The following is a 23710-nucleotide window of genomic DNA, read 5'->3' on the forward strand; positions in this document are numbered from 1 at the left end:
GGCTAGAAACTTTTGGCGGAGGGCTTTCGATTACTCACCCAATGTAGATGTGATGGGTTGGGCATATGTCAACCAGATTTCAGGTCTTGGCTGAAAATCTGGTCCGCTGCTAGAAAACTTCGGAAGTCTTTTTTTATTGTCTTAAGGTTAGTATTTGATTCCAGATCTGACAGGTTTCATCGTGACCTGAGTCATCCAGAATTCAGGCGTGGACGATGATCCACGTCCGCTGTGAATGTGCGGAAACCTGTCAGGTCTTGGTTAATCAGGGTTCGTATTTTTTGGGTATACTTGTCATTGGGCTCTTTTCTTCATGTTTACGATAACGCCAGAAGCAACGCGTCCTATGTGCTTTACACGGCTTAATGGACAAATTTTAGGAGTTTGGGGGTCAGCATTGTCTGTCCATCATCGGGCTGATCGGTAAAAAACCTGGTTCTAATAAAATAACGAATGCCTAAAGTATGGCTTTGCTTTGGCGGGTGGAAATCTATGCGGCTTTTAAAAAGTTTCTGTGTCCCAACTGTTTGATGCGATCGCTGCTGATGGAAAAGACAGAAACCCTAACGATGGAGTAGAAATGGAATGGGAAACTAGAATACATAATGAAGAAAAGTATCTTGAAGTAATTACAACAGGAGCCGCAGATAAAGAAGGCTCATTAAATATGGCAAAAGTAATAAAGGAAACAATGCAGCGGCATAGAATCACCAGGGCATTAATTGATCACCGTGGTGTTGAAAGTGTTTCCGGAGAAATAATAGAGATCTATGATCGTCCAAAGTTATTCAAAATAATGGGGGTTATGTTGGGTGTAAGAATAGCAGAGATCATTAAGCCAGAGCATGTAAAGCATTTCAGATTTTTTGAGACCGTATGTGTTAATCAAGGGTTTAGCTTCTCAATTTTTCGTGAAAGATCATCAGCACTGGAATGGCTTCTAAAATAAATTTAAGAAAAGCAAAGAGACGGGCACCCGCTTCGTAAAGCAGGTGCCCGTCTCTTTTGTAATTGCTTGTAGCGCAGAGAGATTAATCCAACACTTCAAGTGAAATTTCAACCAGCGTGGAATCTGCTTCGTTGAACACATGCAAAAGATTGTTGACCACAAACGTGTTGTGGCTTAAGTCCGCTTTGTCTGGGGCGATCAACTTCGGACCGATCACCACTTCATCGCCAATGCTCGGGGGATTGGCATCCGTTTCAAACTCTGCAATTTCTTCATCGTCAATCATAAATCGAAATCTATAGCGCATTGAATATCATCCTTTGTATTGTTTTCTTCTCAATATAACATAGTAGGGATGGGGTATCATTAAACGAAACAGCCAAAACCGGAGGTAAATTCCCGTGCAAAGTCAGGCCAAAGATGTGACTACCTATCTGGAAGAAGTCCCAGCCGAATGGCAGGCGGCTCTCGTTCAATTGCGCGAGCACTGTCGCAGCCTCTTAAAAGGTTTCGAAGAATCGATGCGATACGGAATGCCATGCTATTCACGCAATGATGTGGTGGAAATTGGTTTCGCCAGTCAGAAACATTTTATCGGTCTCTACATCCTGAGAACAGACGTAATGAAAACACACCAAGACCTGTTGAAGATAAAAGGCGTCAGTTTGGGAAAAGGTTGTATTCGTTATTCCAAACCGGAGAAGATCGATTTTGAAGTGGTAAAGAAAATGCTGAAAGCTACTGTAGAATCCAAAGGAGAAGTTTGTTGAGTCCACTTTAGAGGATAACGAAATGAAAAGATCTCCCACCGCTCAAACGTTCATTATTAATCTGCTTTGCATTTCTGCATTTCTGTCACTTGGCCTTGCGCCAATGCGAGGGAAGGAGAAAGCTATTGGGAGCGGCAGCTGCGTTTGTATGGGAAGATGAATCTGCCCGTGGAGACACTCCTGCAATTGAAAGTCACCTCCTGTGGTGAAGCGGTGATCGTCATGGCGTATAACTATGCCCATCCTGAAACGAAGATCGACGAGCAGGAAGTGATCGACTTTGCGCTAAAGGAGAAATACTACACTCACAACAAAGCCCCCTTCACCAGTCCGGCGGATATGGCGAATATTGCCGGCCATTATGCTGATAATGTTTCGACAGGCAAAGTCACAACTGCTGATGAAGGACTCGCGTTGCTCATCCAAAAATTGACCAATGGTGATCCCGTCATCATTGACAGCCTTGCACGTCTGTATGACTCTGATTCCGGCGCGCACTTTGTTGTGGTTACCGGAGTTACGATTGACAACAAAAATCCCAATAAGACCAAAATTTATTTTAACGATCCGCTGACAGGCACGAACCGTTGGGGATACTGGCTGGGTAATGAAGGGGTTTGGAATGCCTGGCGAAATAACAATGATCCCGGCGGATCAGGATGGTGGATGGTGATTTCTTCCATATAACGTTTCAGTGCACCCGGCATAACCTGCACAAAAAATAAGACTGCGGACTTTAGTCGGCGATCCAAATTGAAGGTCAGGTTTATCGAAGAAAACCGCATAAAGTGAGTAATCAGTATTACTTCCAAATTCGGTAAAAATGAATTTGAATGTATGCGCTGCAACACCAATCTGAATGAGCTGGAAGATGACGATTATAAAAAACAGTGGAAATTTATTTAAATTTCCACTGTTTTTTATGTAATCTGATTTTTTACAACTTTCCAAACGCTACGCCTTTATAGTCCCAACCGCAGGCTGTAATGGCTTCCTGGATCGGTTTCTTGATCTCATTTGTGCTGAAACGGTAGTTGTAGACCACGCCGGGTTTTAGTTCTTCCGTGAAGGCATACGCCGCGCCAAACTCCACCGAAGTCATCTGCCCCTGAAATTTTGAAGCCGATATCGAAAGTGACGGTACGCCTGCGCGCCATTCCACGGTGAATTCCTCGTCCTTGCCGCGTACTTGATGTTTTGCCGCATCGAACTTCATATAGATGCGGAAGACTTTTGTCAGATTCGCTTTTGCAAAGAGCTCGTACCACTTTGCATCCACGATCTTCCACTCGGCGATCAAATCCACGTTTTGAGAAGCGCCGTCAATGATCTGGTAGGGGGCGGTGTCACGGTTCAAGGTCAGTAATCGCTGGCGGACCTCGTCCACGGTGAGTACTGGTGTATTTTATCTGCTTTCTTGCCAAAGCCAAAGAGTCCCATAGGAATTTTCCTTTTTATGTTTATTTATACTATTAATTACCGCGACGGAAATTTACAAAGGCGATATATGCCATGTGAATATGATTGTACTACATGGAGTAAATCCCCTTATGGACCCGAATGGCGGATTGAAAATAGTGGGTAATATCTTTTCCGGCCATACTTATAGTAAGATACTTGTTGAAATCAATTTTAGGAGGAGTGTTTTATGGCAAAATTAATCCCAGCCGCCGAGCGCATTATCCGTGCGCGGGCGTTGATCCAAAAGGCACGCGAAGTGCCCGTCCCACCCGAAGGCGGACGTTTCGACTTTTCATACATCGCCAGCGTAAAAGACCTGCTGCGACAGGCGCGGGACATGGTCAAATTCATTTCCATGACCCCCAGCGCCTCGGCCGAAATGAAGGAAGATGTCAAACGGGTCTATCAGGAGGCTGAGCAGGCCGACCGCGAGATCCTGCAATGACGTGCGCCGGAACAGGGAAAAAGTTGTAAAATATAGATGGATTAACGTATTCATTCCTTCATATCAAAGAGAGGTGTTTCATGCCCAACCAGGAAATTGACAAACTGCTCGAACAATTAAATAAAGAGATCGAAGGAATTCAACCGGACGACGAAAAGGGACAGGAACTTCTGCGCGAGCTTTCTGAAGATATTCGCGAACTGCTGGAGCGCGCTGAATCCAAACAACCCGCGCCCTCCATGATGGACCGCCTTGAAGCTTCCATCGAACATTTTGAGGTGAAATATCCCGACCTCACCGCCGCACTTTCCAGCTTATCCTCGATCCTGAGCAACGCCGGAATCTAAAATAACTTCTCAACAAAAAAGGCATCCGAAAAATCGGATGCCTTTTTGTTTACCCGCCGGTGATACAATCTCTTCATCACACTCATTGGAGCCAAATAAATGAAGACACCCCGTTTGCGCGGACGTTATTTCCGCATTCTTACTTTTTTCGCGGGTATGATCGCCCGCTTTATCTATTGGGAATTGATCCTGCGTAAGATCGGTTTTCGTCAACTTGCGAAGAGCACCCGTTCCGAGCGCTTTCGTCGTGAAGCGGTCCGCTTTCGCGCACTGGCCCTGCGCATGGGCGGTGTGATGATCAAGGTCGGGCAATTCCTTTCTTCGCGCCTCGATATTCTTCCGCCTGAAATTACAGACACCCTTGCCGACTTGCAGGATGAAGTCCCTGCTGAAAAATTTGCAGATATTCGTCAACTGGCTGAGCATGAACTGGGCGCATCGTTGGCCGAAAAATTTGAATGGTTTGACGAGAACCCGCTCGCAGCGGCGTCGCTCGGTCAGGTACACAGAGCCAGATTGAAGAGTAGTGAAGATGCGGACTTTGTTAACGTCGTCGTGAAGGTTCAACGTCCCAGCATCGCATCGATCGTGACCGTTGACCTGTCAGCGTTACAGCGGGTTGGCCGTTGGCTGATGTATTACCGCCCCGTGCGCGAACATGCCGATGTGCCCGCATTGTTACGTGAGTTCTCAGCTTCTGTGCATGAAGAAATCGACTACACACACGAAGCCGGAAACGCCGAAACATTTTTTGAAAATTTTAACAACGATAAACTTGTGAACGTGCCGCGTGTCGTGCGGAGTTTGTCCACGCTGCGGGTGTTGACGCTTGAAGATGTGTTCGCGATCAAGATCACTGAATACGATGCGATCACCGCTGCCGGCATTGACCGCGGTGAAGTGGCGCGAAAATTGCTGGATGTATATCTCGAACAAATCTTTGAAGATGGATTCTTTCACGCGGATCCGCACCCCGGAAATTTATTTATCACACCGCTGCCGGCTGCGAAAAACAGCAAACGCAAAACTGTCCGCTGGCAATTGACTTTTGTGGATTTTGGCATGGTCGGGCGTGTGCCCGATAACCTTCGCAAAGGATTACGTGAAACTGTGGTTGCCATCGGCACACGTGACGCAGTGCGCTTGATCAAATCTTATAAAGAGTTGGGATTCCTGTTGCCGGGCGCAGATACTCAGGCTTTGGAACAGGCTTCTGCTGCTGTGTTTGACCGCTTCTGGGGCATGTCGATGAGCGAGTTGAAAAATGTCCGCCCGAATGATGTACGTGACATTGGTCATCGGGTGCGTGATGTGATGGTCGAGACACCGTTTCAAGTACCGAATGATCTGCTGATGCTGGTGCGCACGGTGGCGATCCTTTCGGGCATGTACCGGTCTTGATCCGCACTTTAATTTATGGGAACAACTTTCTCCATATGCAGGCAAACTTGTGCAGGAGGAAGCCACATCCGCGTTTAGTGTGGATAATATTCTCAAGCAGGTGGGGGAGGTTGTGCAGGCTTTTGTTGCATTGCCATCGCAGGCCAGTCGTTTGCTCGCGCAAATGGAATCTGGTGCGCTGGTCGTTCAGTCGCCGCAGGTGACGCGCGAAGTCCGCACACTCGGGCGCGCCGTGGACCGGTTGACAGGCGGCGTTATATTCTCCGCGTTTCTGGTCAGCGGAGTGATGGTGCTAAATAATGGAAATGGTCAGTTTGGGGGAGGCTTGCTCGGGGCCGCGGGCGCGACCTTCTTTTGGATACTATTTGCAGGCAGAAGCAGAAAATAAAATTATATAAGGGCACAAAGGAGAACACTTATAAACTTCGTGTTCCCTTTGCGCCCTTTGGTTTAAAGTTTTTCGTTATGCTTTTTCTTCCATCTTTTCGATGGCCGCATCGAGCATACTGCGCATGGCCAGCATCATTTCTTTGCGGGCGGTGCGGCGGTGTTCGACAAAGCCTTCGGGCAGCAGGCCTTTAATGGCCTCGCGCATTTCATGTCTGGCTTTTTTGTAATGCTCTCGGGCTTCTGTAGGAATCTCGCGTTTGAATTTCTTTTCGGTTTCAGTTTTCTTGGTGGCCATGATTAACTCCTTGTTATATCCATCATTATAGCACTTTGAAAAAAATAGTTTACGGGGTGCTGGTTACCGCAGGGGTGGTGATATTCCCAACGACAATATTAACAGAAAGTGTATCGCCGAAGAAATATCCTTCTGCATCTGCCATGCGCCATGAGCTTTGGATCAGGCCGTTGATTCCGCTGGGGACTGCCAGTTGAACGGATATTTCCCGTTTTGCGCCGACAGGAATGGACTCTTCGAGCGTTACGGTTTCGCCGCGCATCGGGTCACCGCCGACATTGCTGAAGGTGAATCCGGCAGGCCAGGTGCATCCGCCTACATTTTGCACGAGCCATGTTTTTGTGAGTGATTCATTGGCTTTCATCTGTTGTCCGTCTGGGATGGTTACGTCTTTGATCCAGATCAGGTTGTAGCAGGCATTTGCGGTTTGCGGTGTTTCAAGGGTTGCGGTAACTTTGGGGCGCGGTGGCTGTGGGTTCGATCGTCAGTGTAGGAGATGCGGCAGGAACAGCGACCAGTGTCTCGGTCAGGGAGGATGCGTATGTGGAAACTGCTTCTGTGCGAAGAACATCCGCGTCCAGCGGGGTTGTCTGCTCTGGTTGATTTGTTCCGCATGAAAAAAGTAGAACGCCCAGGATCAGAAGGATGGTAATGGAAAGGATTCTTGTTTTCATGACGTTAAGTATACAACAATCAGATTTAAAATTTCAGACAGTTAAAGTTACTCATTTTGCGCGCGGCATGATTGGGACGACACCCCAAAAAGGTGAGCGTATTTTATTATTTGATCAGCCACTCTTTTGCTTCTGCTTCATTTGCAAAATACATGATCGGCTGGCCGGTAATGCGTGAAAGCAGGTCTCCCAGCGTGCGCTTGATGCCTGTCACTCCAACTGTTGCTGTTTTAAGTACGTGTTCTTTTGTTATCTTTGAAGCCTCGTTCAGGATCGGCATTAATTCGTTGGTGATTTCTGTATTTGAAAAATTGGAAATTACCAAAACCGAGTTTTCAGGTTCAGCCAGTACGACGGCCTCAACTTGTTCCAACTCTTCCTTGACAGCATTTGTGTTGAAGAACAAGTTGGAAAAATCCTGATACAGAATTTTTTTCCGTTATATTCGATCCATTTGGATTTCATGAACACCTCCCTTGTTTTGCTTCGCGGTTGTGATTTTTTTCTCTTTAGAAGTGCGATACCGGTGGCGATGGCGCCAGTGAGTTCCCAAACTCCCACCCCAAGAAACGGAGCGGGGGCAATTCCCGCAATCACGGTGGCTGTGAACACTGTAAATGTAACCACACGAAAAGGACGGTCCAACGATAGAAGATCTTCACATCATTCAAGGATGCGAGCATGTAATAAACTCCCATATTGAATGAAGCCATTGAAGATGCCGTCATAAAGACAATGGTGTAATCGCTGGCGGCGCGTTGGGCGCGGTCATGCAACTTCAAAGCCGAGAATGGAGAGAAGAATTTCCGGGCGGATCAAGCCCATCAATCCAAGTAGAAATGCAAGTATGCCAAAGATAAATATGGTCCAGCCGGATGCGTCGCGTATTTTCATGAATTCGATTGTCCTTTTTATTAAATTATACCCGCAAACCTTTCCCATGATAAAATACCAGCCATCTATGGCAAAACATTTGGTTCTAGTGGCTGGAAATATTGGCGTTGGAAAAACCACGTTGACTGAGCGCATTGGCGCTCGTCTCGGCTGGTGGACGGGATATGAGTCTGTAACAGATAATCCATATCTTTCAGATTTTTATTGAGATATGCATGCCTGGTCTTTTCATTTGCAGGTTTTTTTCTCGGTCATCGTGCCAGATCAGTATCTTGAAGCCGCGCGTGATACGCGTTCCGCCATCCTTGACCGCAGTATTTATGAAGACACATATATCTTTGCCCGCGCTTTGCATCACATGGGGAATTTGGGCGAGCGTGATTATCTTGCGTATCGCCGTTTATTTGAAGTCGTCGTTAATGGATTACCCCGCCCTGATCTATTGATTTATCTCAAGGCGCCGGTGCCTGTTCTTATGGACCGCATCCGCAGGCGCGCGCGTAATATGGAAACCGGCATTACTCCCGATTACCTTGCTTTGCTTGATTCGTTTTATGATGAATGGCTTGGTTCCTTTGATCTTTGCCCCGTGTTGGCCATTCAGACAGATGATCTTGATTATGTTAATCAGCCCGGTCATTTGGATCTGGTCACGCAGCGTATTCAGGATAAACTGGCCGGAAAAGAACTTATGAATCTAAGTAATAAGTAGCTTTATATGACCATTAATCTGGCGCGGAGAATCCACTTTGCTTTCGATGAGCCGCGAGACATTTCTTGGCCTGACTAAAAAACATCCCGAGCTTTCCGGTTCCATGGTGCGCGTATTAAGTCAGCGTCTGGATGCGACCAATACCCAAACCTTCCACGAACTCACTAAAAAAAATAAAGAGCTTCAAACGGCTTATGATGAACTTAAAGCCGCGCAAGTGCAATTGATCGAAAAAGAACGCCTCGAACGTGAACTGCAAGTTGCTGCTGATATTCAATTAAGCATCCTGCCCGATGAACTGCCCGTGCTGGAAAAATTCGATTTTGGCGCACGCATCCTGCCTGCCCGTCAGGTAGGCGGCGACTTTTACGATGTCTTTTATGTTGGCGATGGCCTTATCGGCGTATTGATCGGTGATGTAGCCGACAAAGGTGTGCCGTCTGCGCTATTCATGGCGCGCGCGCATGCGCTCGTCATGGCGGAGGCCGACACCGGCCTTTCTGCAGGCGAGGTGATGCAATTGGTGAATCGCCACATCACACGATTGCAAAAGTCAACGCAATTCGTTACCGTGTTGTATGGCATTCTCAATGTGAAAACAAATGAATTTAATTACGCGCGCGCTGGTCACGAACCGCCGCTTGTTCTTCAGCCCGATGGCAACGTGGAACGCATTCCTCATCGCCCGGGCATGGCGCTTGGCTTATGGGAATATATCTTGCTCGATGTGCATGCGAGTAACCTTTCCGCCTGGCTCGACCCTGCTTTTGTTTACAGACGGCATGACCGATTGCCGCGATCCCAAATCGGAACCCTTCGGCTTTGACCGCATAAAATCAGTTTTGAGATCCTTTCCAATTCCTCGGCGCAACAGGTTTGCGATCATCTGCTAGACACTTGGTGAAATTTCCAGAATGGCTCAAAACAGGATGATGACGTAACCCTCGTCGCCATCCGTGCCACAGGTGGATAATGTAAAAACTGGTAATTCGCCGCCAGAGATGGCGGCAGTTTTTATCTTAGCGCCTGTTCAAGATCGGCGAGCAGATCTTCAACATTTTCGATCCCAACGGATAACCTCACCAGCCCGGGGTCAACTTCCAGCGCCGAGCCCACCGTCGATAAATGCGTCATCGCCGCCGGCACTTCGATCAACGATTCCACGCCGCCGAGTGATTCTGCCAGTGTAAATATTTTTGTGGATTCCGCCACTTTGACAGCTGCTTCCTTCCCATCCTTCATCACAAACGAGATCATTCCCCCGCCATTCAGCATTTGCCGCTTCGCGATCTGGACCTGCGGATGGCTCTCGTGAAATGGGTAGATCAGCCGTTTGACATTTTTCTGCTTCTCCAGAAACGCCACGATCTTTTCCGCGTTCTGTGCGTGACGATCCATGCGGATCGGCAGAGTCTTAATTCCGCGCAGCACCAGGAACGAATCCATCGGGCCTTGAATCCCACCGATGGCATTTTGCAAATACGCCAGTCTCTCGCCCAGTTCCTTGTCCTTGCCGATGATCGCGCCGCCGACCACATCTGAATGTCCGCCAAGATATTTCGTCATCGAGTGGACGACCAGATCAGCGCCCAACTCCAGGGGACGCTGCAGGTAAGGGGTTGCAAAAGTATTGTCCACCACCAGCAAAGGCTTATTGGGATGATCCTTCACGATCTCTGCAACGGCGCGGATATCTGTCACAGCCAACAGCGGATTTGTGGGAGTCTCCAGCCACACAATTCGCGTGGACGGGGTTAATGCTTCGGCGAGATTCTCTGGATCGGTTGTGTCAGCAAATGTAAAGTCCAGACCGAAGCGCCGCAGAATTTTGTCAAACAGGCGAAAGGTCCCGCCGTACACATCGTTGCCAGCCACCACATGGTCACCGCTTCCGAGCATTCGCAACACAGTATCGGTTGCGGCCATGCCGGAGGCAAAGGCCAGACCCCATTGTCCATTTTCAAGTTCTGCGAGACAATCCTGCAAAGCCTTGCGCGTGGGATTCAGCGTGCGCGAATATTCATATCCCTGACGCGGCTTGCCGATCCCATCCTGTTTGTATGTGGAGGTGAGATAAACGGGCGTCATCACCGCGCCGTTGTTGGGGTCGGGTTCCTGCCCTGCGTGAATTGCGAGAGTTTCAAATTTCATTGTGCTCCTGTGGCTAATATGATGAATCTTATTTTACCCTTTGACTCTCTTCTTCGATCGGTTGCTTTATATGTTTGATGAACTCAAGCGTTTCATCTAAAAATATATTTTGTTCCTGGTGATTTGAAACGGCAACGGCTTTATCGATCAGTTGATTCCAGTGATCGTCTAATTTGGTGCGTGCCCATGCAACAGCTTTTGGTTTGGATGTGATCGTGCCGTGTTCCAATGCGTGCAGAACGCGGCACATGGTGATGACTGCAAAGGCGCGGTCTCCATTTTCGTTGTCTCGCAGCCATGCCGGATCATTCAGCATGGGGAACCACCATTCATGCAGTGTGCCCATTACAGCAGTGCGGATATCGGTGGAGGTGACGAAATCAATTAACGTTTTCGGGTCTGGCCCTTCCAAAATAACACCATACTCACGAACAACATGACGCTGAATGATCCAGTCACTTCCAAGCTCTGCTACATAAAATTTTCCTTCGTTGATTGTTGTGCAGGCTTGTCCGTTTAGATCATGTTTGCGGATGAGCTCCCTGTGAACATACGCGCCTTCCAATTTGCCGGCCCGTTTCAAGCTGGATGCCCATGTTTGTTTATGCATATCCTCCAGCGCGGAAATTGTTTTCTGCGCGAGCGGTTGTGTCACCACGACCAGAAAATCAATGTCGCTGGTCTCGGGGTTAAAGTCACCGCTGGAGAGTGAGCCGTAGAGATACATGCCGATACATTGATCGCCTAATATCTCTTTCGCACTATCAAGCAGGGATGTCAGCGTTTCATTTACATCTGCATACGGCGTATATTGTTTTGTGGACATGTTTCACCTATTTACTTAAGTTGATGACTGATACACCAGAGCCTTTGAAATCCATTTTGAACCGCAGAGACGCACAGAAAAAGTTCCGCTGAGTTTGTAATTTATGTTGTTGAATCCCTGAGAACTCCGAAGGAGTGCAATGATTCTAGATAAAAAATTTTCATATCTTTCCATCTTTCCAATCCTCTTGCAGAGCCAAAACTCCGAAACGGTTTGCGGTAGTTTGGCTTCTGCCGAGGGAACCTTCATAAAACTGCGGTCATGCACAACCGCCAGAATCGTGCCGTTGAAATTTTCAAGCGCTTCTTCAAATCGTTCGCGCGAAGGGATATCAAGATGATTGATCGGTTCATCTAATATCAGAAATGTGCAGCCCTGCGCGACCAGCGTTGCGAGTTGTAATCGTGCGCGCTCGCCAAAGGAAAGTTCGTGTGATGGGCGCAGGGCTATATCTCCTTTGAAGAGAAAGTAATGCAGAAAGTTACGCGCGTCGGTTTCGTTGAAAGATGAAATGGATTGAATCATTTGCAGCGCGCTAAAGTTTGGATTAAGTAACTCCTGCTCCTGTGCCATGTAGCCAAGTTTGGTCGCGCCGCCGAGACGGAACGAACCCGTCAGCGGGGGAATCTTTCCAATGACCGTGCGGATGAAAGACGTTTTTCCCGCTCCGTTGGGACCCGTCAACACAACCCGTTGTCCCGCGCGGATAAAGACATTCAGATTTACAAGCAGTGGACTCTCTAGCGCGTAGCCAATAGATAGCGACTCGGTCACCAGCACATCTTTGGATTCATGTTCCGGTGCGCCAAGGTCTAGTTTCATCTGCCAGCCTTGCGTGGGTTTATCTACACGTTCATCAGACTTAAGATAACGATTTAATTTCTTTTCCCGTGATTTGGCTTTCACAGCAACTTTTTTGGCAATTCTCCGCACACCCGGTTGGTTTGGTTTCGTTGTCATTTCAACATACAAGGACTGTTGTTTTGTGCGGTTGATGTCGGTTTTCATGCGCTGAATTTCAACTTCCTGATCGCGGTAGGTGTTCCACTGTCTTTCCTGTTCTCTTTGTTTTGCTTCGAGATAATCTGTATAGTTGCCCGGTATATTTTTTGATCGTGTGGTTGTTGAATCCAACTCCAAGAATGGAATTGACTGTGTTATCTAAAAATACGCGGTCGTGTGAAACGATCAACACTGCGCCTTGAAAATGATTGAGCCAGTCTTCAAGCCATTCGAGCATTTCAATATCAAGGTGATTGGTAGGTTCATCGAGCAGCAACAGTTGCGGATCTTCAAGCAAAACACGCGCCAGCATTAAGCGAGTCTTTTGTCCGCCGCTGAGATGGGAGATGGGAGTGTCGTGGGGAATGGAAGCGAGTCCGAGATTGGAGAGAATGGATTCGGGTCGAAGGTCTAAGGTCGAAAGTCTTGTGAGGGCGTGATCGTATTTTTGTTGAAGCGAAAGGTCGTTTGGATTTTGGGAGAATGCGATCGCGAGTGACTCCACTTCAGCGGCGGGATCTGTTTGGGTTGTTGTATCAAGCCCGAGCGCGGATTGAATCGTCTGCTCGGGGGTGAAGTCCATGCCCTGGGCGAGATATCCGGTTCTGAGATTGAGGCGTGTCGAAGAGACATCCCCTGAGTCGGGTTGTTCGTATCCGGCGAGGATGCGCATGAGTGTGGTTTTGCCTGTGCCGTTTGCGCCGATCAGACCAATGCGTTCGCCGGTGTTGATATTGAAGTTTATATTTTTTAGTATGGGCTGTATGCCAAAACTTTTTGAGAGATTGTGAATTCCGAGCATGGTAACTCCTGTAAACTTGCCACTTAAAAAGAAAAAGCCGAAGGCAGGCCCTCGGCTGGGATTTCAGCGGGGATACCTTGAAGGTGGGTGGTTTAAGAAATTATCTCCATGTCATTCACTCCTGTTTTGATGTTGGTATTTTATCACGTTGGGGTAAACTTGGGCGTTGAATTTGCGTCTACACACAAGAGGAAACTATGACAAAAACTTTATTAGCAGTTCTGGCACACCCCGATGATGAGTCTTTTGGTTTGGGCGGTACGCTGGCTTTGTATGCCAGCAAGGGTTACGATGTTTATTATGTTTGCGCCACACGCGGCGAAGCAGGTACTGTGGATGATATTCACATGAAGGGTTTCAAAGATACCGCTGAAATGCGCACCGATGAATTGATGCGCGCCGCGAAGGAACTTGGCTTGAAGGAAGTTTTTTTTCTGGGCTATCGTGATTCGGGCATGCCCGGCATGGATGCGAATCAACATCCTGATGCGCAGATCAACGCTCCGCTGGATGAAGTTGCCGGCCGTGTTGTGAAATATATCCGCGAGTTGAAGCCTGAAGTGGTGCTCACTTTCGACCCGATTGGCGGATATAAACACCCCGACCATATTCACATTCACAAGGCGACTGTGCTTGCCTTTGAGAATGCAGGCAACGCATCTTTCCACCCGGAAGCTGGTGCGGCTTTCAAACCGCAGGCGTTGTACTTTCAGGTTTTCCCGAAGGGACTCTTGCGCGCGGCGGTTTTCCTGATGCCGTTGTTTGGTAAAGACCCCACAAAGTTTGGACGCAATGGTGATATTAATATTAAAGAACTTGCCGAAGTGGTGTTCCCGATCCATGTGCGCTTAAACGTCCGCTCGGCTGTGGATGCGAAACGCAGAGCGAGTGAATGCCATGCTTCACAAGGCGGAATGCAAATGCGGCGCGGCATTATGGGTTTCATTACGAAAGTCTTTGGCGAACGCGAAGATTACAAAACGGCTGGGAACTTTTCCGGCCGTTTTTGCGTTTTAAAGATGAGAATCCCTTTTTTAAAAGCGTGATAGAATTTTTTTTATACTTTTTTTGACCGGGATAAGGACTATGACCGAATCAACCCCTTCTGTTCCTGCACGTCGATTTGATTTTTCGAAGATCATGTTGGTTTTACTTCAACCACAAAAAGCATTTACTGAGATCACAAGTGAATCCGCTGCTTCCTGGTTGACTCCCATGCTGACATTAAGCATTTCCGCCGCGTTGACCGTCTTTGTCAGTGGATATTTGAAGGCGCGTGCAGCCATGATGGGCGAATTTAATCTCCCGCCAGATTGGCAATATTGGACGCCAGACATGCAGAATAATTACATGCAGGCACAGCAAGCCACGCAGGGCGCGGTTTTTGTATATGTCATGCCGCTGGTTTCGGCTTTGGTCGGGTTATGGCTGGGCTGGCTGATTCTGGGCGGTTTACTGCATCTTGGGTCCACGCTGCTCGGCGGACGCGGTTCGATGCAGAGTGCGTTAAGTGTTGTCGGCTGGGCAAGCCTGCCTTTTCTGGTACGAGATGGACTGCGTGTGGTTTTTATGCTTTTGGCGGGCCATGCCATTGTCAGCCCGGGGCTTTCAGGGTTTGCGGGCGGTGCTGTCTTTCTCGCCAAAGTCCTTTCGCGGCTGGATGTTTTCGTGATCTGGAATGCAATATTGCTGGTCATCGGTTTCAGCATCGCCGATGGACTGCCAAAGAATAAGGCGATCATTGGGGTGGTGTTTGTTTTGCTGCTTCTGCTTTTTGTGCAGGCAGGGTTGGGGACAATGATCTCCGGCCTTGGTGGAACACTCACTTCATAGAATATGGACTCTCCTTTAATTCGTATTACCGATCTAAAAAAGCACTATCAAATGGGCGGGACGACAGTCCGCGCGCTGGATGGTGTTAGTTTGGATATTGAGCCGCATACCTTCACGGTTGTGATGGGACCCTCCGGCTCGGGCAAAAGCAGTTTGTTATATTTACTTGGCGGATTAGATCGCTCCACCTCAGGGCAGATTTCCATCGGCGGAGAAAGACTCGATCAGATGGATGAGAATGCGCTGGCATTGTTCCGCCGCCGTACTTTGGGGTTTATTTTTCAATCTTATAATTTGATCACAAGTATGAATGCAGCTGAAAATGTTTCATTCCCGATGCAGTTTACCGGCATCCCGAATGCTGAACGGAATCAACGTGCTTTGCAGTTATTGGAGCAGGTCGGTCTGGCAGACCGTGCGCATCACCGTCCGGCTGAACTTTCTGGCGGACAGCAGCAGCGTGTGGCAGTGGCGCGTGCGCTGGTGAATAATCCCAGCTTGATCCTGGCCGATGAGCCGACTGGTAATCTGGATACCGCCAGCGGGGTGACGGTGATGCAATTACTTTCAGAGTTACATCGTTCCGGGCGGACTGTGCTGGTCGTGACTCACGATCCGCGCATGACGCGTTTTGCAACCCACAAAATTTATCTGTTGGATGGGCACGTGGTGGATGAAGATGAATATCAGTCTGCTGCATTGGAAATGTCACAAGGTTCAAATGAGTCGTTGGAGATCAAATGAAGTTTCAGAATAGATATTTTTTTTCAATGTTTCTTGCATTCACTTTACTCGCTGGGTGGGCTACACCTGCTCAAGCGGCAAATATTGTTTCGGTTACACCCGACAATATCATTAATGATGTCGCAAATGCAATCACTGTTTCGGGAAGCGGTTTTGATGATACGGCGGTTGTATTGTTAAATGGATATGCTCTTACAACGACTTTTCTTAATGACCAGACTCTTACGGCAGTGGTGCCGGTTGGATTTGCTCCCAATATATATACAGTGACGGTTACTATGACGAGCGCCGTTGTTACCGGGTCGGATATTTTGACTGTACTTGCGCCACTTACGCCCACACCGACTGCCATCATTCCTTCGCCTACGGCAACCGCTGTTCCGCAGGTTTTCGGCCGTCCGCAACTTGTTATTGATTCCTACAAGCCCAACGTTTCGGTTGTGCAGTTGGGGAAAGAGTTTAGACTTGATATTGATTTTAAAAATAAAGGGACAGCCAATGCGGTCAACGCGCAGGCTGTATTTACATCGGCTGACGTGCTTCCTACAAATAATGGAGGTGTAGTGGTTCTCAACCCCGTCATTACAAGCGGGTCTGTTGTGGAGGCTCGGCAGACATTTATTGCCGTAAATTCCATTTATGGGAAGAGCGTGCTGGTTATTGATGCTACGTTGACTTATTACGATGATAAAGGTACTGCATATTCTGATAAATTCACGTTAAATGTCCCCACGAATTATGAAACCGGCAGTTCTGCATACCCCACGTCCACGCCCACTGGGGTGAATAATGCCCAATTGGTCATTACCAGTTATGCGTCCACGGTGGATCCGCTTCAACCGGGAGAACAATTTCAATTGGGTGTCACTGTCCAAAATATGGGAAACACTGCGGCCAAGAATGTCACCATGATCGTGGGCGGCGGTTCATCTGGCACGAGCGGCGGCACTCCGCAGCCGGGCGGCGTCTCTGGCAGCAGCGGCGAGTTTACAAATTTTGCGCCTGTGGGTTCCTCAAATATTCAATCTCTCGGCGATATCCCGGCCGGCGGTGCGTTGCAGGTTTTGCAGAATCTGGTTGTTAATGTTTCTACAAATCCGGGCGCGTATCCGATGAAGATCACTTTTTCGTATGTTAATAAAAATGGAGAAGTGGTCAATGACGATCAAGTGATCACGCTTCTGGTTTACAGCCTGCCGAATTTGGATGTTAGTTTTTACAGTCCGCCTGAAACATTTTTTACAGGACAACCCGGAGCCTTGCCAATTCAGGTTGTGAATTTGGGCAAGCGTTCGGCGGTATTGGGGAATATGAAAATTGAAACAGCGGATGGAACCCTCGATCCTTCCTCGACTTTGGTTGGATCGCTCGACCCGGGCGGATACTTCACCTTTGATTCGATTTTATTTCCAGATACGGCCGGCTCGCTTGAGTTGAATGTCACTATAGAATACACAGATGACTTTAACCAGCCGCGCACAATCACGCGCATCTTAACCGTAACCGTGGAAGAAGCATTCATTGAGTCAATGCCCGATCCAGCACTCGAAGGTTCAGAAATACCCGTGACAGAGAATGAGAGTTTTCTGCGTAAAGTATGGCGCTTTGCCCTCGGATTGTTCGGTTTGGATTCTGCTCCACCCGCAAATGTGACCCCGGTTGTTGATCCATCTTTTCAGGAAGTACCGAATCCGATTCCGGCAGGCGGCGGTAAAGGCGGCTAGGCTGCTTTGATATGCCATGAAATTTTTTGACCTGCTTCGTCTCGTTCTGGGCAACCTTAGCCGGCGCAAAGCGCGCGTCGCTTTGACCGCCATTGGCGTGGTGATTGGCACCGCTGCTGTTGTGATTCTCGTCTCGCTGGGAATAGGATTGCAAAAGAGCGCCACAGATCAATTGTATGGCATCGGCGACCTAACCTTTAATTGATGTTATGCCGACCTACGGCGGAGAAGGCGGATATTACGTTGGCAGCGGCGGGGGAGGGCCGGCGATCTCCCTCTCAAGCGAATTGCAGGAACCCGCCTTGCTTACAAATTCAGCCCTTGAGCAGCTTCGCTTAATTCCCGGCGTGAAAGCCGTCATACCCCGTGATTACCTGGGCACGCAAACGGTCATCCGCTATCAGCGCATGGAAGGCGGAGTAAATATTATTGGCATCGGCACCAATGATTTATCAACGCTCGGCATGGAAGCCGGTCAGGGTACGACCGATCTTGCCAAAGGCACAGTTGTGATCGGTGTGATGACCCCATATAATTTTTATGACCCATATCAGCGTCCCGGTCAGGAAACGCCCCCTCCGCCTGAATTATTAAACGAACAAATCCAACTGATCGTTATTAAATGGGATCAGGACGGCAATGAAATTCGCAAAACCCTCAGCCTGCGCGTGACGGGCATCCTTAACGAAACAGGCGGCGAGGCAGATTACTCGATCTATTTACCGCTCGATCTGGTCAAGTCGATGAATGAGTGGGCTTATGGAACACGCATCAACTATAACAAGACCGGCTACAACCAGGTCATTGTAAAAGTGGAAGATCCCAATCAAGCATTAGACATCGCAGACCAGATCACCGCCTTGGGATTTCAAGCGATTTCTCCCCAATCCTTTTTACAAGGTATCAACAATACTTTTCTGATCTTGCAGCTTGTCTTTGGCGGCGTGGGTGCCATTGCTCTTTTGGTCGCGGCCATCGGCATCGCCAATACCATGGCAATGTCGATCCTTGAACGCACACGCGAGATCGGACTAATGAAAGCGGTTGGCGCAACCAATCGCGATGTACTGTCCATCTTTCTCGGCGAAGCGGCCGGCATCGGATTCATCGGCGGGTTGGGCGGTATTATTGTCGGCTGGCTGGCGGCGCAGGCCATCAATGTAATTGCGATCATCTATCTTGCGGGGCAGGCCAGTCAACAGGGCGGCGCTCCGCCCAGTGTCGCCGTGTACACACCCATCTGGCTCCCGATCTTTGCCTTGATCTTTTCAACTTTTATCGGAATGCTCTCAGGTTTATATCCCGCCTTGCGCGCTGCAACGATGATTCCAGTCCAGGCGCTCAAATACGAATAAGTTGGACTTTATTTCTTAACAACTCAAACCGACACAGTCCGCTTCATTCTTAACGGAAAGTTTGGTCCGGCTTTCGATTTATATTTTTCTCCCTTTGAGAGAATGAAATTCATATTCTCTACCGTGCAACACCTTTTCTGTGCGATTCGCGGTCAACGCCCGAATTTTTAAATGTACGGTAGAGAAAAAATTAATATAAACTTTATATTTTCAATACGGCGTATGGTGGTACGATTAATGGACTTAAGTTCATCTTGCAAAAGGAGAATTTTCATGCCAGAACGACGAACAACTCCAAGAAAAAAATTCTTTTTCTACATGCGCGTGATCGATGATGACACACAGGAAATCCTTGGGCACATGGTGGAAGTTAGCGCAATTGGTCTGCAGCTGGAAACAACTAATCCTTTCCCCATTAACAAAGATTATTATCTGCGTGTGGAGCTTACATCCGACCTGGGCGACAGGCCATATATTGTCTTTATTGGCCGCACAAAATGGTGCAAGATAGATGTGATCCAGCCAAACTTATATCATGTTGGTTTTGAGATCGCCGAGATCATGCCTGATGACAGGGAAATCTTCCTGCGCATTCTTGCGAAATACGGAACATAAATACTTCAACAATATATGGGGGATATGAACAGGAAACTCCCATATCTGGCGCTTGACATTTTAGAACACAAGTTCTAAAATGTCTGTATTATTTGTAACCCAATAGTGTTTGTACTTCCCCGTAAAACTACAGCAAATACACATTAAACCAGAAGGAAGCTACTCATGGATCAAAGTACAGGAAAAAATACAGAGTTAAGCGCCTGGCCGAAAGGGATCGCGGCTATCACACTATTCGTTGAAGATTTGCAAATTACAAAGCAATTCTATCAAGAGGTCTTTGGTCTGCCAGTGATCTTTGAAGACAAAAACTCTGCAGTGTTTAAATTCGATAAAACACTTATTAACCTGCTTAAAATCACATCCGCCGGAGAGCTCGTTACACCTGCAAAAGTGGCAAACCGTGAAACCGGATCGCGTTTTGTCTTCACCATTGCGGTCGATGACGTAGATGCAATGTGTGCGGAGTTAACCGCACGCGGAGTGACACTGTTAAACGGTCCAATGGATCGTCCCTGGGGTATACGAACAGCGAGCTTCATGGATCCGGGCGGTCATATCTGGGAGATCGCAAAGTAGTAGATTGGAATGCAGGTAATACTCCGTATATTCTTTATAAATAAAATTATTGAGTCCGCTTAGAACCACAGTCTGTCACCCTTATCCACTTTATCAAAAGGAGAATATGATGTCCAAGCGAAATATAGTCCATGTTGAGATCCCTGCTGTGAATGTTGAAGGTGCTGGAAAATTTTACGAGAGTCTGTTTGGCTGGAAGCTCCAACATATGCCCGAAATGAATTACACCATGTGGGAAGCCGGCGATGGGACGGGCGGCGGTTTTCCTGAGGCCTCAGCCGAATACCCGGCTGGGCAAGTGCTGGTGTATATTGACAGTGATGATATCGACGCCGATTTGAAGATGGTGGAGAAACTCGGCGGACAGATCGTCAAGTCAAAGACGGAAATCCCGGGCATGGGCTGGTGTGGAATTTTCAAAGACCCCACGGGAAATGTTCTCGCTTTGTATACAGGCCAGAACTCTGCAAATTAGAATCATACACAACATCCCGTAACGCACGCGCTTGCGGGATGTTGTATTTAACCAAACGAAAGGCTAAAAATAAAATGTATGCAATGACGGGAAAACTCGCAGCCCAGCCCGGTATGCGTGACAAATTATCCGCTATTCTGGTGCGGGCCTCCGCGGTGGTGGCGCAACTGCCCGGATGCCGCGCCTATATTGTCAACGAAGAGGTGGCGGATGAAGCCTGTGTCTGGGTCTTTGAGATCTGGGACGATAAAGAATCACACGACGCCTCTCTGCAAAATGGGGAGGTCAGGGCTTTGATCGCAGAGGCAATGCCTATAATAAGCGGAGCCCCCAGCGGCGCGGAATTAAGAGTCGTTGGCGGGTATGGGATATAAAACGAGGAGTGAATATGAAAAAGAAACCTCAAAGCAGGAAAGTGATTTCCCAAAACTGGGAGCGCCAGCCGAACGGGCTCTTGCTCATGCCGGTTATGTGAAACTTATACAATTAACAAAAATCACCGAAGCGGACTTGAGCCGGCTGCACGGCATGGGTCCCAACGCATTGGGGCGGCTGCGAGAGGCGTTGGCCTTGAAGGGACTTTCTTTTGCCGGATCTAACGGCGCAGAAAAACCAACGAAAAAGAAATCAGCCTCCCCTGTAAGTCGAACCGATAAAGTGGATGAGTTTATGGAAACGCTGGTGCATCCATTCAAGGCGGAAGTGCAAACTCTGCGGCAGATCATCCTGGGTGTCAACAAAAACATTGTTGAAGAAGTAAAGTGGAAAGCGCCGTCTTTTAGTTATCGCGGAGAATATTTAGTAACCTTTAATCTCTGGGAAACAAAACGTATTCATCTTGTGTTTCATAACCCGATGATCGCCAGTGTTAAAAGCAAATTGCTCGAAGGCGATTACAAGGATAGGCGGATGGCGTATTTTACAGACAGAAAAGATATACAGGCGAAAAAGTCTGCTTTTGAAAAGATATTGAAAGATCTCATTAAGTTACAGGAAGCGTAAGGATTTTTTAATGGATAAGATCATCCGTACTCATCTGGATAATATACGCACTGGAGATGGCGAGGTGCAATTCAAGGCGTATGACTACTTAATGAAAGAGACCGAACAATCCGTGGACTGGGCCTATGAAGCCTGGGACGAAATCGTGGCAGGGCTGACGCATAAGGATAACCACGTCCGCGCGATCACTTCACAAATATTCTCGCATCTCGCGATCAGCGATCCCAAAGGCAGGATGTTCAAGGATTTTGATGCGTTATTAAATGTAACCAGAGACGAAAGATTTGTCACAGCCCGGCATTGTATGCAATCACTGTGGAGAGGGGGTCTGGCTGGAAAGAAGCAAATTGAATTGGTGTTGAATGGACTGGAATTGCGCTTCAAGGAATGTGTCACCGAGAAGAATGGAATGTTGATCCGCTATGACATTGTTTTGGTGCTGCGAAATCTTTATGACGCTGTCAGGGATGAATCTGTCAAAGAGAAGGCGCTCGCGTTGATCGCTTCGGAAACAGATACGAAGAATCAAAAGAAATGTGCAGGCGTCTGGAAGAAGTATTAGATGTTGACAATAGCAATGCATTCAAGCGTAAACCGGAGAGTGAAATGAGAAAATTAAAACTTCAAGTACAAATGACCGTTGACGGCTTTATTGCCGGACCAAACGGTGAGATGGATTGGACATCTGCTGAATGGGATAATGAGCTTAAGAAATATGTAGGCGGACTCACAGAATCTGTAGACTGTATCATCCTCGGGCGAAAACTTGCACAAGGCTTTATTCCTTATTGGGCGTTACACCCGGAGCAGGAAGGCGCAGATATATTTAATGGTACAAAAAAAATTGTTTTCACCAAAACACTTGATACATCCGAGTGGACTGATACCGTGCTGGCAAAAGGCGATCTCGTTGAGGAAATCACACAACTAAAGAAACAGGACGGTCAGGATATGATCGCATACGGCGGCGCTGCATTTGTATCCGCGCTGATCAAGCATGGACTGATCGACGAGCTGCATTTATTTATTAATCCAACCGCAATTGGCAGCGGAATGACGATCTTCAAAGAATCCGATGGCAGACAAAATCTAAAATTGATAAAATCCACATCGTTTGATTGCGGAATCGTTGTCCTTAAGTACGAACCAAAACGCGATTAGTGTGTAAAATCTAGATCCCATTCTGGAGTCCATTCTGGAGTCCATTCTGGAGTCCATCAGCTTGCTGATGTGACTAAAGTATAAAACTTAGTCACATCAAATAGACAGCACCCGCAGAGCAGGTAAACATGAAAATTCATCTAGTAGACGGCACATACGAATTGTTCAGAAGTCACTTTGGCGCTCCTCCGAAGAAAGCGCCCAACGGGCAGGAGGTTGGGGCCACCCTCGGCCTGATTAAGAGTCTGCTGATGATGCTGACCAGTTCCGAGGTCACGCATGTAGCGGTGGTGTTTGATCACGTCATCACTTCCTTCCGTAATGATCTTTATGCAGGATACAAAACCGGCGAAGGAGTCGATCCGAATCTGCTGGCTCAATTTCCGCTGGCTGAAGAAGCCGTGTCTGCGCTGGGGCTGGTGGTTTGGCCGATGGTCGAGTTTGAAGCAGATGATGCGCTGGCAACGGCAGCGACAAAATTTAAAAAGAATAAATCGGTTGATCAAATTGTCATCTGTTCCCCCGATAAAGATCTCGCGCAATTGGTCACCGGCAAACAGATCGTGTGCTGGGACCGCCGCCGCGAGATCGTGCTCGATGAAAAAGGCGTGATCGAAAAATTTGGCGTGAGCCCCGAGTCCATCCCTGATTATCTCGGGTTGGTTGGCGATGCCGCCGATGGATACCCCGGCATTCCAGGCTGGGGAGCAAAATCCACTTCGATTGTGCTTTCAAAATTTAAACACATCGAATCGATTCCAGATGACACTGCGAAGTGGCGCTTGAAATCCATCAGCCCGGGCCGCGCATCCAGCCTGACCGAAAGCCTGTCACAGCGAAAGGAAGAGGCCATGCTCTATCGGCAGTTATCCACCCTGCGGACAGATGTGCCGCTCAAGGAAACACTCAGCGATCTAAAATGGCAGGGCGCGTGGGAGCGTTTGAAAACAGTTTGTCATAAATTGGGCGACGAAAAAATTCCGGAGCGTGTTACAAGGTGGCGTTAATTTTGCGCGCATCTTTTTCTTGACGCATAAACCTCACAGTGGTATCCTTGCGCGCAATGTTCAGACAACTCGTTGTAGACACCAATAATACCAATC

At 48.0% G+C, this 23710-nt stretch carries 36 protein-coding genes; 25 read left to right on the forward strand and 11 right to left on the reverse strand.

The window, feature by feature from the left end:
* The first annotated feature begins 580 nt into the window (after nt 1–580).
* Entirely contained in the window at nt 581–949 is a 369-nt protein-coding gene (locus IPL71_RS07730) for a hypothetical protein (RefSeq protein WP_345320425.1), read from the forward strand.
* 82 nt (nt 950–1031) lie between these two features.
* On the opposite strand, the gene IPL71_RS07735 is transcribed toward IPL71_RS07730, so the two are convergent.
* Nucleotides 1032–1256 carry a hypothetical protein gene (locus IPL71_RS07735; RefSeq protein WP_345320427.1) on the reverse strand — a complete coding sequence of 75 codons (225 nt, stop codon included), beginning with the start codon at nt 1254–1256 and terminating at the stop codon, nt 1032–1034.
* Nucleotides 1257–1350: 94 nt separating this feature from the next.
* Between IPL71_RS07735 and IPL71_RS07740 the strand changes: the two genes are divergently transcribed.
* Nucleotides 1351–1719, forward strand: a complete 369-nt coding sequence (locus IPL71_RS07740; protein ID WP_345320428.1) for an iron chaperone — start codon at nt 1351–1353, stop codon at nt 1717–1719.
* Nucleotides 1720–1875: 156 nt separating this feature from the next.
* Nucleotides 1876–2406 (forward strand): C39 family peptidase, encoded by a 531-nt coding sequence (locus IPL71_RS07745; protein WP_345320430.1) that lies wholly within the window; start codon nt 1876–1878, stop codon nt 2404–2406.
* Nucleotides 2407–2656: 250 nt separating this feature from the next.
* Here the strand turns inward: IPL71_RS07745 and IPL71_RS07750 are convergent, their stop codons facing one another.
* Nucleotides 2657–3106 (reverse strand): hypothetical protein, encoded by a 450-nt coding sequence (locus tag IPL71_RS07750; protein WP_345320432.1) that lies wholly within the window; start codon nt 3104–3106, stop codon nt 2657–2659.
* Nucleotides 3107–3367: 261 nt separating this feature from the next.
* Here IPL71_RS07750 and IPL71_RS07755 point away from each other — a divergent pair, with 261 nt between their 5' ends.
* From IPL71_RS07755 to IPL71_RS07770, 4 genes are all read left to right on the forward strand, one after another.
* Nucleotides 3368–3625: a hypothetical protein gene (locus tag IPL71_RS07755; protein WP_345320434.1), complete on the forward strand. Its 258-nt coding sequence runs from the start codon at nt 3368–3370 to the stop codon at nt 3623–3625.
* Between the two features lie 80 nt (nt 3626–3705).
* Nucleotides 3706–3972 carry a DUF4404 family protein gene (locus IPL71_RS07760; protein WP_345320435.1) on the forward strand — a complete coding sequence of 89 codons (267 nt, stop codon included), beginning with the start codon at nt 3706–3708 and terminating at the stop codon, nt 3970–3972.
* Nucleotides 3973–4071: 99 nt separating this feature from the next.
* On the forward strand, nt 4072–5373 hold the full coding sequence (locus IPL71_RS07765; protein ID WP_345320436.1) for an ABC1 kinase family protein: 1302 nt from the start codon (nt 4072–4074) through the stop codon (nt 5371–5373).
* A 49-nt stretch (nt 5374–5422) separates the two neighbouring features.
* On the forward strand, nt 5423–5761 hold the full coding sequence (locus IPL71_RS07770) for a hypothetical protein (protein ID WP_345320437.1): 339 nt from the start codon (nt 5423–5425) through the stop codon (nt 5759–5761).
* Nucleotides 5762–5836: 75 nt separating this feature from the next.
* Here the strand turns inward: IPL71_RS07770 and IPL71_RS07775 are convergent, their stop codons facing one another.
* From IPL71_RS07775 to IPL71_RS07795, 5 genes are all read right to left on the reverse strand, one after another.
* Nucleotides 5837–6058 carry a hypothetical protein gene (locus tag IPL71_RS07775; RefSeq protein ID WP_345320438.1) on the reverse strand — a complete coding sequence of 74 codons (222 nt, stop codon included), beginning with the start codon at nt 6056–6058 and terminating at the stop codon, nt 5837–5839.
* Between the two features lie 49 nt (nt 6059–6107).
* A complete protein-coding gene (locus tag IPL71_RS07780; RefSeq protein ID WP_345320562.1) occupies nt 6108–6464 on the reverse strand; it encodes an NBR1-Ig-like domain-containing protein in 357 nt (118 codons plus the stop codon).
* Between the two features lie 31 nt (nt 6465–6495).
* Nucleotides 6496–6732 (reverse strand): hypothetical protein, encoded by a 237-nt coding sequence (locus tag IPL71_RS07785; RefSeq protein WP_345320439.1) that lies wholly within the window; start codon nt 6730–6732, stop codon nt 6496–6498.
* A 106-nt stretch (nt 6733–6838) separates the two neighbouring features.
* On the reverse strand, nt 6839–7138 hold the full coding sequence (locus IPL71_RS07790) for a hypothetical protein (protein WP_345320440.1): 300 nt from the start codon (nt 7136–7138) through the stop codon (nt 6839–6841).
* A gap of 362 nt (nt 7139–7500) precedes the next feature.
* Entirely contained in the window at nt 7501–7626 is a 126-nt protein-coding gene (locus tag IPL71_RS07795; protein WP_345320441.1) for a hypothetical protein, read from the reverse strand.
* Nucleotides 7627–7693: 67 nt separating this feature from the next.
* Here IPL71_RS07795 and IPL71_RS25830 point away from each other — a divergent pair, with 67 nt between their 5' ends.
* From IPL71_RS25830 to IPL71_RS25835, 4 genes are read left to right on the forward strand one after another with little or no spacing between them, the layout of a single operon-like run.
* On the forward strand, nt 7694–7834 hold the full coding sequence (locus IPL71_RS25830; RefSeq protein WP_514130748.1) for a deoxynucleoside kinase: 141 nt from the start codon (nt 7694–7696) through the stop codon (nt 7832–7834).
* Between the two features lie 3 nt (nt 7835–7837).
* On the forward strand, nt 7838–8338 hold the full coding sequence (locus tag IPL71_RS07800) for a deoxynucleoside kinase (RefSeq protein ID WP_514130749.1): 501 nt from the start codon (nt 7838–7840) through the stop codon (nt 8336–8338).
* Nucleotides 8339–8384: 46 nt separating this feature from the next.
* Complete coding sequence (locus IPL71_RS07805; RefSeq protein WP_345320564.1) at nt 8385–9164, forward strand: PP2C family protein-serine/threonine phosphatase; 780 nt, start codon at nt 8385–8387, stop codon at nt 9162–9164.
* Nucleotides 9121–9231, forward strand: a complete 111-nt coding sequence (locus IPL71_RS25835) for a hypothetical protein (RefSeq protein WP_514130750.1) — start codon at nt 9121–9123, stop codon at nt 9229–9231. Before IPL71_RS07805 ends, IPL71_RS25835 begins: the two co-directional genes overlap by 44 nt.
* Nucleotides 9232–9352: 121 nt before the next feature.
* Here the strand turns inward: IPL71_RS25835 and IPL71_RS07810 are convergent, their stop codons facing one another.
* From IPL71_RS07810 to IPL71_RS07825, 4 genes are read right to left on the reverse strand one after another with little or no spacing between them, the layout of a single operon-like run.
* On the reverse strand, nt 9353–10516 hold the full coding sequence (locus IPL71_RS07810; protein ID WP_514130756.1) for a cystathionine gamma-synthase: 1164 nt from the start codon (nt 10514–10516) through the stop codon (nt 9353–9355).
* A gap of 1 nt (nt 10517) precedes the next feature.
* A complete protein-coding gene (locus IPL71_RS07815) occupies nt 10518–11315 on the reverse strand; it encodes an aminoglycoside adenylyltransferase domain-containing protein (protein ID WP_345320442.1) in 798 nt (265 codons plus the stop codon).
* 15 nt (nt 11316–11330) lie between these two features.
* Nucleotides 11331–12449, reverse strand: a complete 1119-nt coding sequence (locus IPL71_RS07820) for an ATP-binding cassette domain-containing protein (RefSeq protein ID WP_345320443.1) — start codon at nt 12447–12449, stop codon at nt 11331–11333.
* Nucleotides 12334–13119 (reverse strand): ATP-binding cassette domain-containing protein, encoded by a 786-nt coding sequence (locus IPL71_RS07825; RefSeq protein WP_345320444.1) that lies wholly within the window; start codon nt 13117–13119, stop codon nt 12334–12336. The genes IPL71_RS07820 and IPL71_RS07825 overlap by 116 nt, the downstream gene beginning before the upstream one ends.
* A gap of 197 nt (nt 13120–13316) precedes the next feature.
* On the opposite strand from IPL71_RS07825, the gene IPL71_RS07830 reads away from it, so the two are divergent.
* From IPL71_RS07830 to IPL71_RS07895, 14 genes are all read left to right on the forward strand, one after another.
* The gene (locus IPL71_RS07830) at nt 13317–14165 is read left to right on the forward strand and encodes a PIG-L deacetylase family protein (protein ID WP_345320445.1); all 849 of its coding nucleotides are present in this window, start codon (nt 13317–13319) and stop codon (nt 14163–14165) included.
* 40 nt (nt 14166–14205) lie between these two features.
* Nucleotides 14206–14952 carry a YIP1 family protein gene (locus tag IPL71_RS07835; RefSeq protein WP_345320446.1) on the forward strand — a complete coding sequence of 249 codons (747 nt, stop codon included), beginning with the start codon at nt 14206–14208 and terminating at the stop codon, nt 14950–14952.
* Between the two features lie 3 nt (nt 14953–14955).
* On the forward strand, nt 14956–15696 hold the full coding sequence (locus IPL71_RS07840; RefSeq protein WP_345320448.1) for an ABC transporter ATP-binding protein: 741 nt from the start codon (nt 14956–14958) through the stop codon (nt 15694–15696).
* The gene (locus IPL71_RS07845) at nt 15693–17420 is read left to right on the forward strand and encodes a COG1361 S-layer family protein (RefSeq protein ID WP_345320450.1); all 1728 of its coding nucleotides are present in this window, start codon (nt 15693–15695) and stop codon (nt 17418–17420) included. The genes IPL71_RS07840 and IPL71_RS07845 overlap by 4 nt, the downstream gene beginning before the upstream one ends.
* 16 nt (nt 17421–17436) lie before the next feature.
* Nucleotides 17437–17625: an ABC transporter permease gene (locus tag IPL71_RS07850; protein WP_345320453.1), complete on the forward strand. Its 189-nt coding sequence runs from the start codon at nt 17437–17439 to the stop codon at nt 17623–17625.
* A gap of 4 nt (nt 17626–17629) precedes the next feature.
* Nucleotides 17630–18775, forward strand: coding sequence for an ABC transporter permease (locus tag IPL71_RS07855; RefSeq protein WP_345320455.1), 1146 nt, complete (start codon nt 17630–17632; stop codon nt 18773–18775).
* Between the two features lie 273 nt (nt 18776–19048).
* Complete coding sequence (locus tag IPL71_RS07860) at nt 19049–19390, forward strand: PilZ domain-containing protein (RefSeq protein ID WP_345320457.1); 342 nt, start codon at nt 19049–19051, stop codon at nt 19388–19390.
* Nucleotides 19391–19555: 165 nt separating this feature from the next.
* Complete coding sequence (locus IPL71_RS07865; RefSeq protein WP_345320459.1) at nt 19556–19969, forward strand: VOC family protein; 414 nt, start codon at nt 19556–19558, stop codon at nt 19967–19969.
* 106 nt (nt 19970–20075) lie between these two features.
* The gene (locus IPL71_RS07870) at nt 20076–20444 is read left to right on the forward strand and encodes a VOC family protein (RefSeq protein WP_345320460.1); all 369 of its coding nucleotides are present in this window, start codon (nt 20076–20078) and stop codon (nt 20442–20444) included.
* A gap of 74 nt (nt 20445–20518) precedes the next feature.
* On the forward strand, nt 20519–20818 hold the full coding sequence (locus IPL71_RS07875; protein WP_345320462.1) for a putative quinol monooxygenase: 300 nt from the start codon (nt 20519–20521) through the stop codon (nt 20816–20818).
* Nucleotides 20808–21446 (forward strand): DUF1801 domain-containing protein, encoded by a 639-nt coding sequence (locus IPL71_RS07880; RefSeq protein WP_345320463.1) that lies wholly within the window; start codon nt 20808–20810, stop codon nt 21444–21446. The genes IPL71_RS07875 and IPL71_RS07880 overlap by 11 nt, the downstream gene beginning before the upstream one ends.
* Before the next feature lie 10 nt (nt 21447–21456).
* Nucleotides 21457–22008, forward strand: coding sequence for a hypothetical protein (locus tag IPL71_RS07885; RefSeq protein WP_345320465.1), 552 nt, complete (start codon nt 21457–21459; stop codon nt 22006–22008).
* Nucleotides 22009–22052: 44 nt separating this feature from the next.
* On the forward strand, nt 22053–22607 hold the full coding sequence (locus IPL71_RS07890; RefSeq protein WP_345320467.1) for a dihydrofolate reductase family protein: 555 nt from the start codon (nt 22053–22055) through the stop codon (nt 22605–22607).
* A gap of 128 nt (nt 22608–22735) precedes the next feature.
* Entirely contained in the window at nt 22736–23614 is an 879-nt protein-coding gene (locus IPL71_RS07895) for a 5'-3' exonuclease (protein WP_345320469.1), read from the forward strand.
* Nucleotides 23615–23710: the final 96 nt, after the last annotated feature.

Source organism: Candidatus Villigracilis proximus, from assembly GCF_016717045.1.
Classification (GTDB): domain Bacteria; phylum Chloroflexota; class Anaerolineae; order Anaerolineales; family Villigracilaceae; genus Villigracilis; species Villigracilis proximus.

What these genes read in the sequence shown, in the direction of transcription:
- IPL71_RS07730 (WP_345320425.1), top strand. Translation starts at nt 581, where the DNA reads ATGGAATGGGAAACTAGAATACATAATGAAGAAAAGTATCTTGAAGTA.
- IPL71_RS07735 (WP_345320427.1), bottom strand. Translation starts at nt 1,256, where the DNA reads ATGCGCTATAGATTTCGATTTATGATTGACGATGAAGAAATTGCAGAG.
- IPL71_RS07745 (WP_345320430.1), top strand. Translation starts at nt 1,876, where the DNA reads ATGAATCTGCCCGTGGAGACACTCCTGCAATTGAAAGTCACCTCCTGT.
- IPL71_RS07755 (WP_345320434.1), top strand. Translation starts at nt 3,368, where the DNA reads ATGGCAAAATTAATCCCAGCCGCCGAGCGCATTATCCGTGCGCGGGCG.
- IPL71_RS07760 (WP_345320435.1), top strand. Translation starts at nt 3,706, where the DNA reads ATGCCCAACCAGGAAATTGACAAACTGCTCGAACAATTAAATAAAGAG.
- IPL71_RS07765 (WP_345320436.1), top strand. Translation starts at nt 4,072, where the DNA reads ATGAAGACACCCCGTTTGCGCGGACGTTATTTCCGCATTCTTACTTTT.
- IPL71_RS07775 (WP_345320438.1), bottom strand. Translation starts at nt 6,058, where the DNA reads ATGGCCACCAAGAAAACTGAAACCGAAAAGAAATTCAAACGCGAGATT.
- IPL71_RS07785 (WP_345320439.1), bottom strand. Translation starts at nt 6,732, where the DNA reads ATGAAAACAAGAATCCTTTCCATTACCATCCTTCTGATCCTGGGCGTT.
- IPL71_RS07795 (WP_345320441.1), bottom strand. Translation starts at nt 7,626, where the DNA reads ATGAAAATACGCGACGCATCCGGCTGGACCATATTTATCTTTGGCATA.
- IPL71_RS25830 (WP_514130748.1), top strand. Translation starts at nt 7,694, where the DNA reads ATGGCAAAACATTTGGTTCTAGTGGCTGGAAATATTGGCGTTGGAAAA.
- IPL71_RS07800 (WP_514130749.1), top strand. Translation starts at nt 7,838, where the DNA reads ATGCATGCCTGGTCTTTTCATTTGCAGGTTTTTTTCTCGGTCATCGTG.
- IPL71_RS07805 (WP_345320564.1), top strand. Translation starts at nt 8,385, where the DNA reads ATGAGCCGCGAGACATTTCTTGGCCTGACTAAAAAACATCCCGAGCTT.
- IPL71_RS25835 (WP_514130750.1), top strand. Translation starts at nt 9,121, where the DNA reads ATGACCGATTGCCGCGATCCCAAATCGGAACCCTTCGGCTTTGACCGC.
- IPL71_RS07815 (WP_345320442.1), bottom strand. Translation starts at nt 11,315, where the DNA reads ATGTCCACAAAACAATATACGCCGTATGCAGATGTAAATGAAACGCTG.
- IPL71_RS07825 (WP_345320444.1), bottom strand. Translation starts at nt 13,119, where the DNA reads ATGCTCGGAATTCACAATCTCTCAAAAAGTTTTGGCATACAGCCCATA.
- IPL71_RS07830 (WP_345320445.1), top strand. Translation starts at nt 13,317, where the DNA reads ATGACAAAAACTTTATTAGCAGTTCTGGCACACCCCGATGATGAGTCT.
- IPL71_RS07835 (WP_345320446.1), top strand. Translation starts at nt 14,206, where the DNA reads ATGACCGAATCAACCCCTTCTGTTCCTGCACGTCGATTTGATTTTTCG.
- IPL71_RS07840 (WP_345320448.1), top strand. Translation starts at nt 14,956, where the DNA reads ATGGACTCTCCTTTAATTCGTATTACCGATCTAAAAAAGCACTATCAA.
- IPL71_RS07845 (WP_345320450.1), top strand. Translation starts at nt 15,693, where the DNA reads ATGAAGTTTCAGAATAGATATTTTTTTTCAATGTTTCTTGCATTCACT.
- IPL71_RS07850 (WP_345320453.1), top strand. Translation starts at nt 17,437, where the DNA reads ATGAAATTTTTTGACCTGCTTCGTCTCGTTCTGGGCAACCTTAGCCGG.
- IPL71_RS07855 (WP_345320455.1), top strand. Translation starts at nt 17,630, where the DNA reads ATGCCGACCTACGGCGGAGAAGGCGGATATTACGTTGGCAGCGGCGGG.
- IPL71_RS07860 (WP_345320457.1), top strand. Translation starts at nt 19,049, where the DNA reads ATGCCAGAACGACGAACAACTCCAAGAAAAAAATTCTTTTTCTACATG.
- IPL71_RS07865 (WP_345320459.1), top strand. Translation starts at nt 19,556, where the DNA reads ATGGATCAAAGTACAGGAAAAAATACAGAGTTAAGCGCCTGGCCGAAA.
- IPL71_RS07870 (WP_345320460.1), top strand. Translation starts at nt 20,076, where the DNA reads ATGATGTCCAAGCGAAATATAGTCCATGTTGAGATCCCTGCTGTGAAT.
- IPL71_RS07875 (WP_345320462.1), top strand. Translation starts at nt 20,519, where the DNA reads ATGTATGCAATGACGGGAAAACTCGCAGCCCAGCCCGGTATGCGTGAC.
- IPL71_RS07880 (WP_345320463.1), top strand. Translation starts at nt 20,808, where the DNA reads ATGGGATATAAAACGAGGAGTGAATATGAAAAAGAAACCTCAAAGCAG.
- IPL71_RS07885 (WP_345320465.1), top strand. Translation starts at nt 21,457, where the DNA reads ATGGATAAGATCATCCGTACTCATCTGGATAATATACGCACTGGAGAT.
- IPL71_RS07890 (WP_345320467.1), top strand. Translation starts at nt 22,053, where the DNA reads ATGAGAAAATTAAAACTTCAAGTACAAATGACCGTTGACGGCTTTATT.
- IPL71_RS07895 (WP_345320469.1), top strand. Translation starts at nt 22,736, where the DNA reads ATGAAAATTCATCTAGTAGACGGCACATACGAATTGTTCAGAAGTCAC.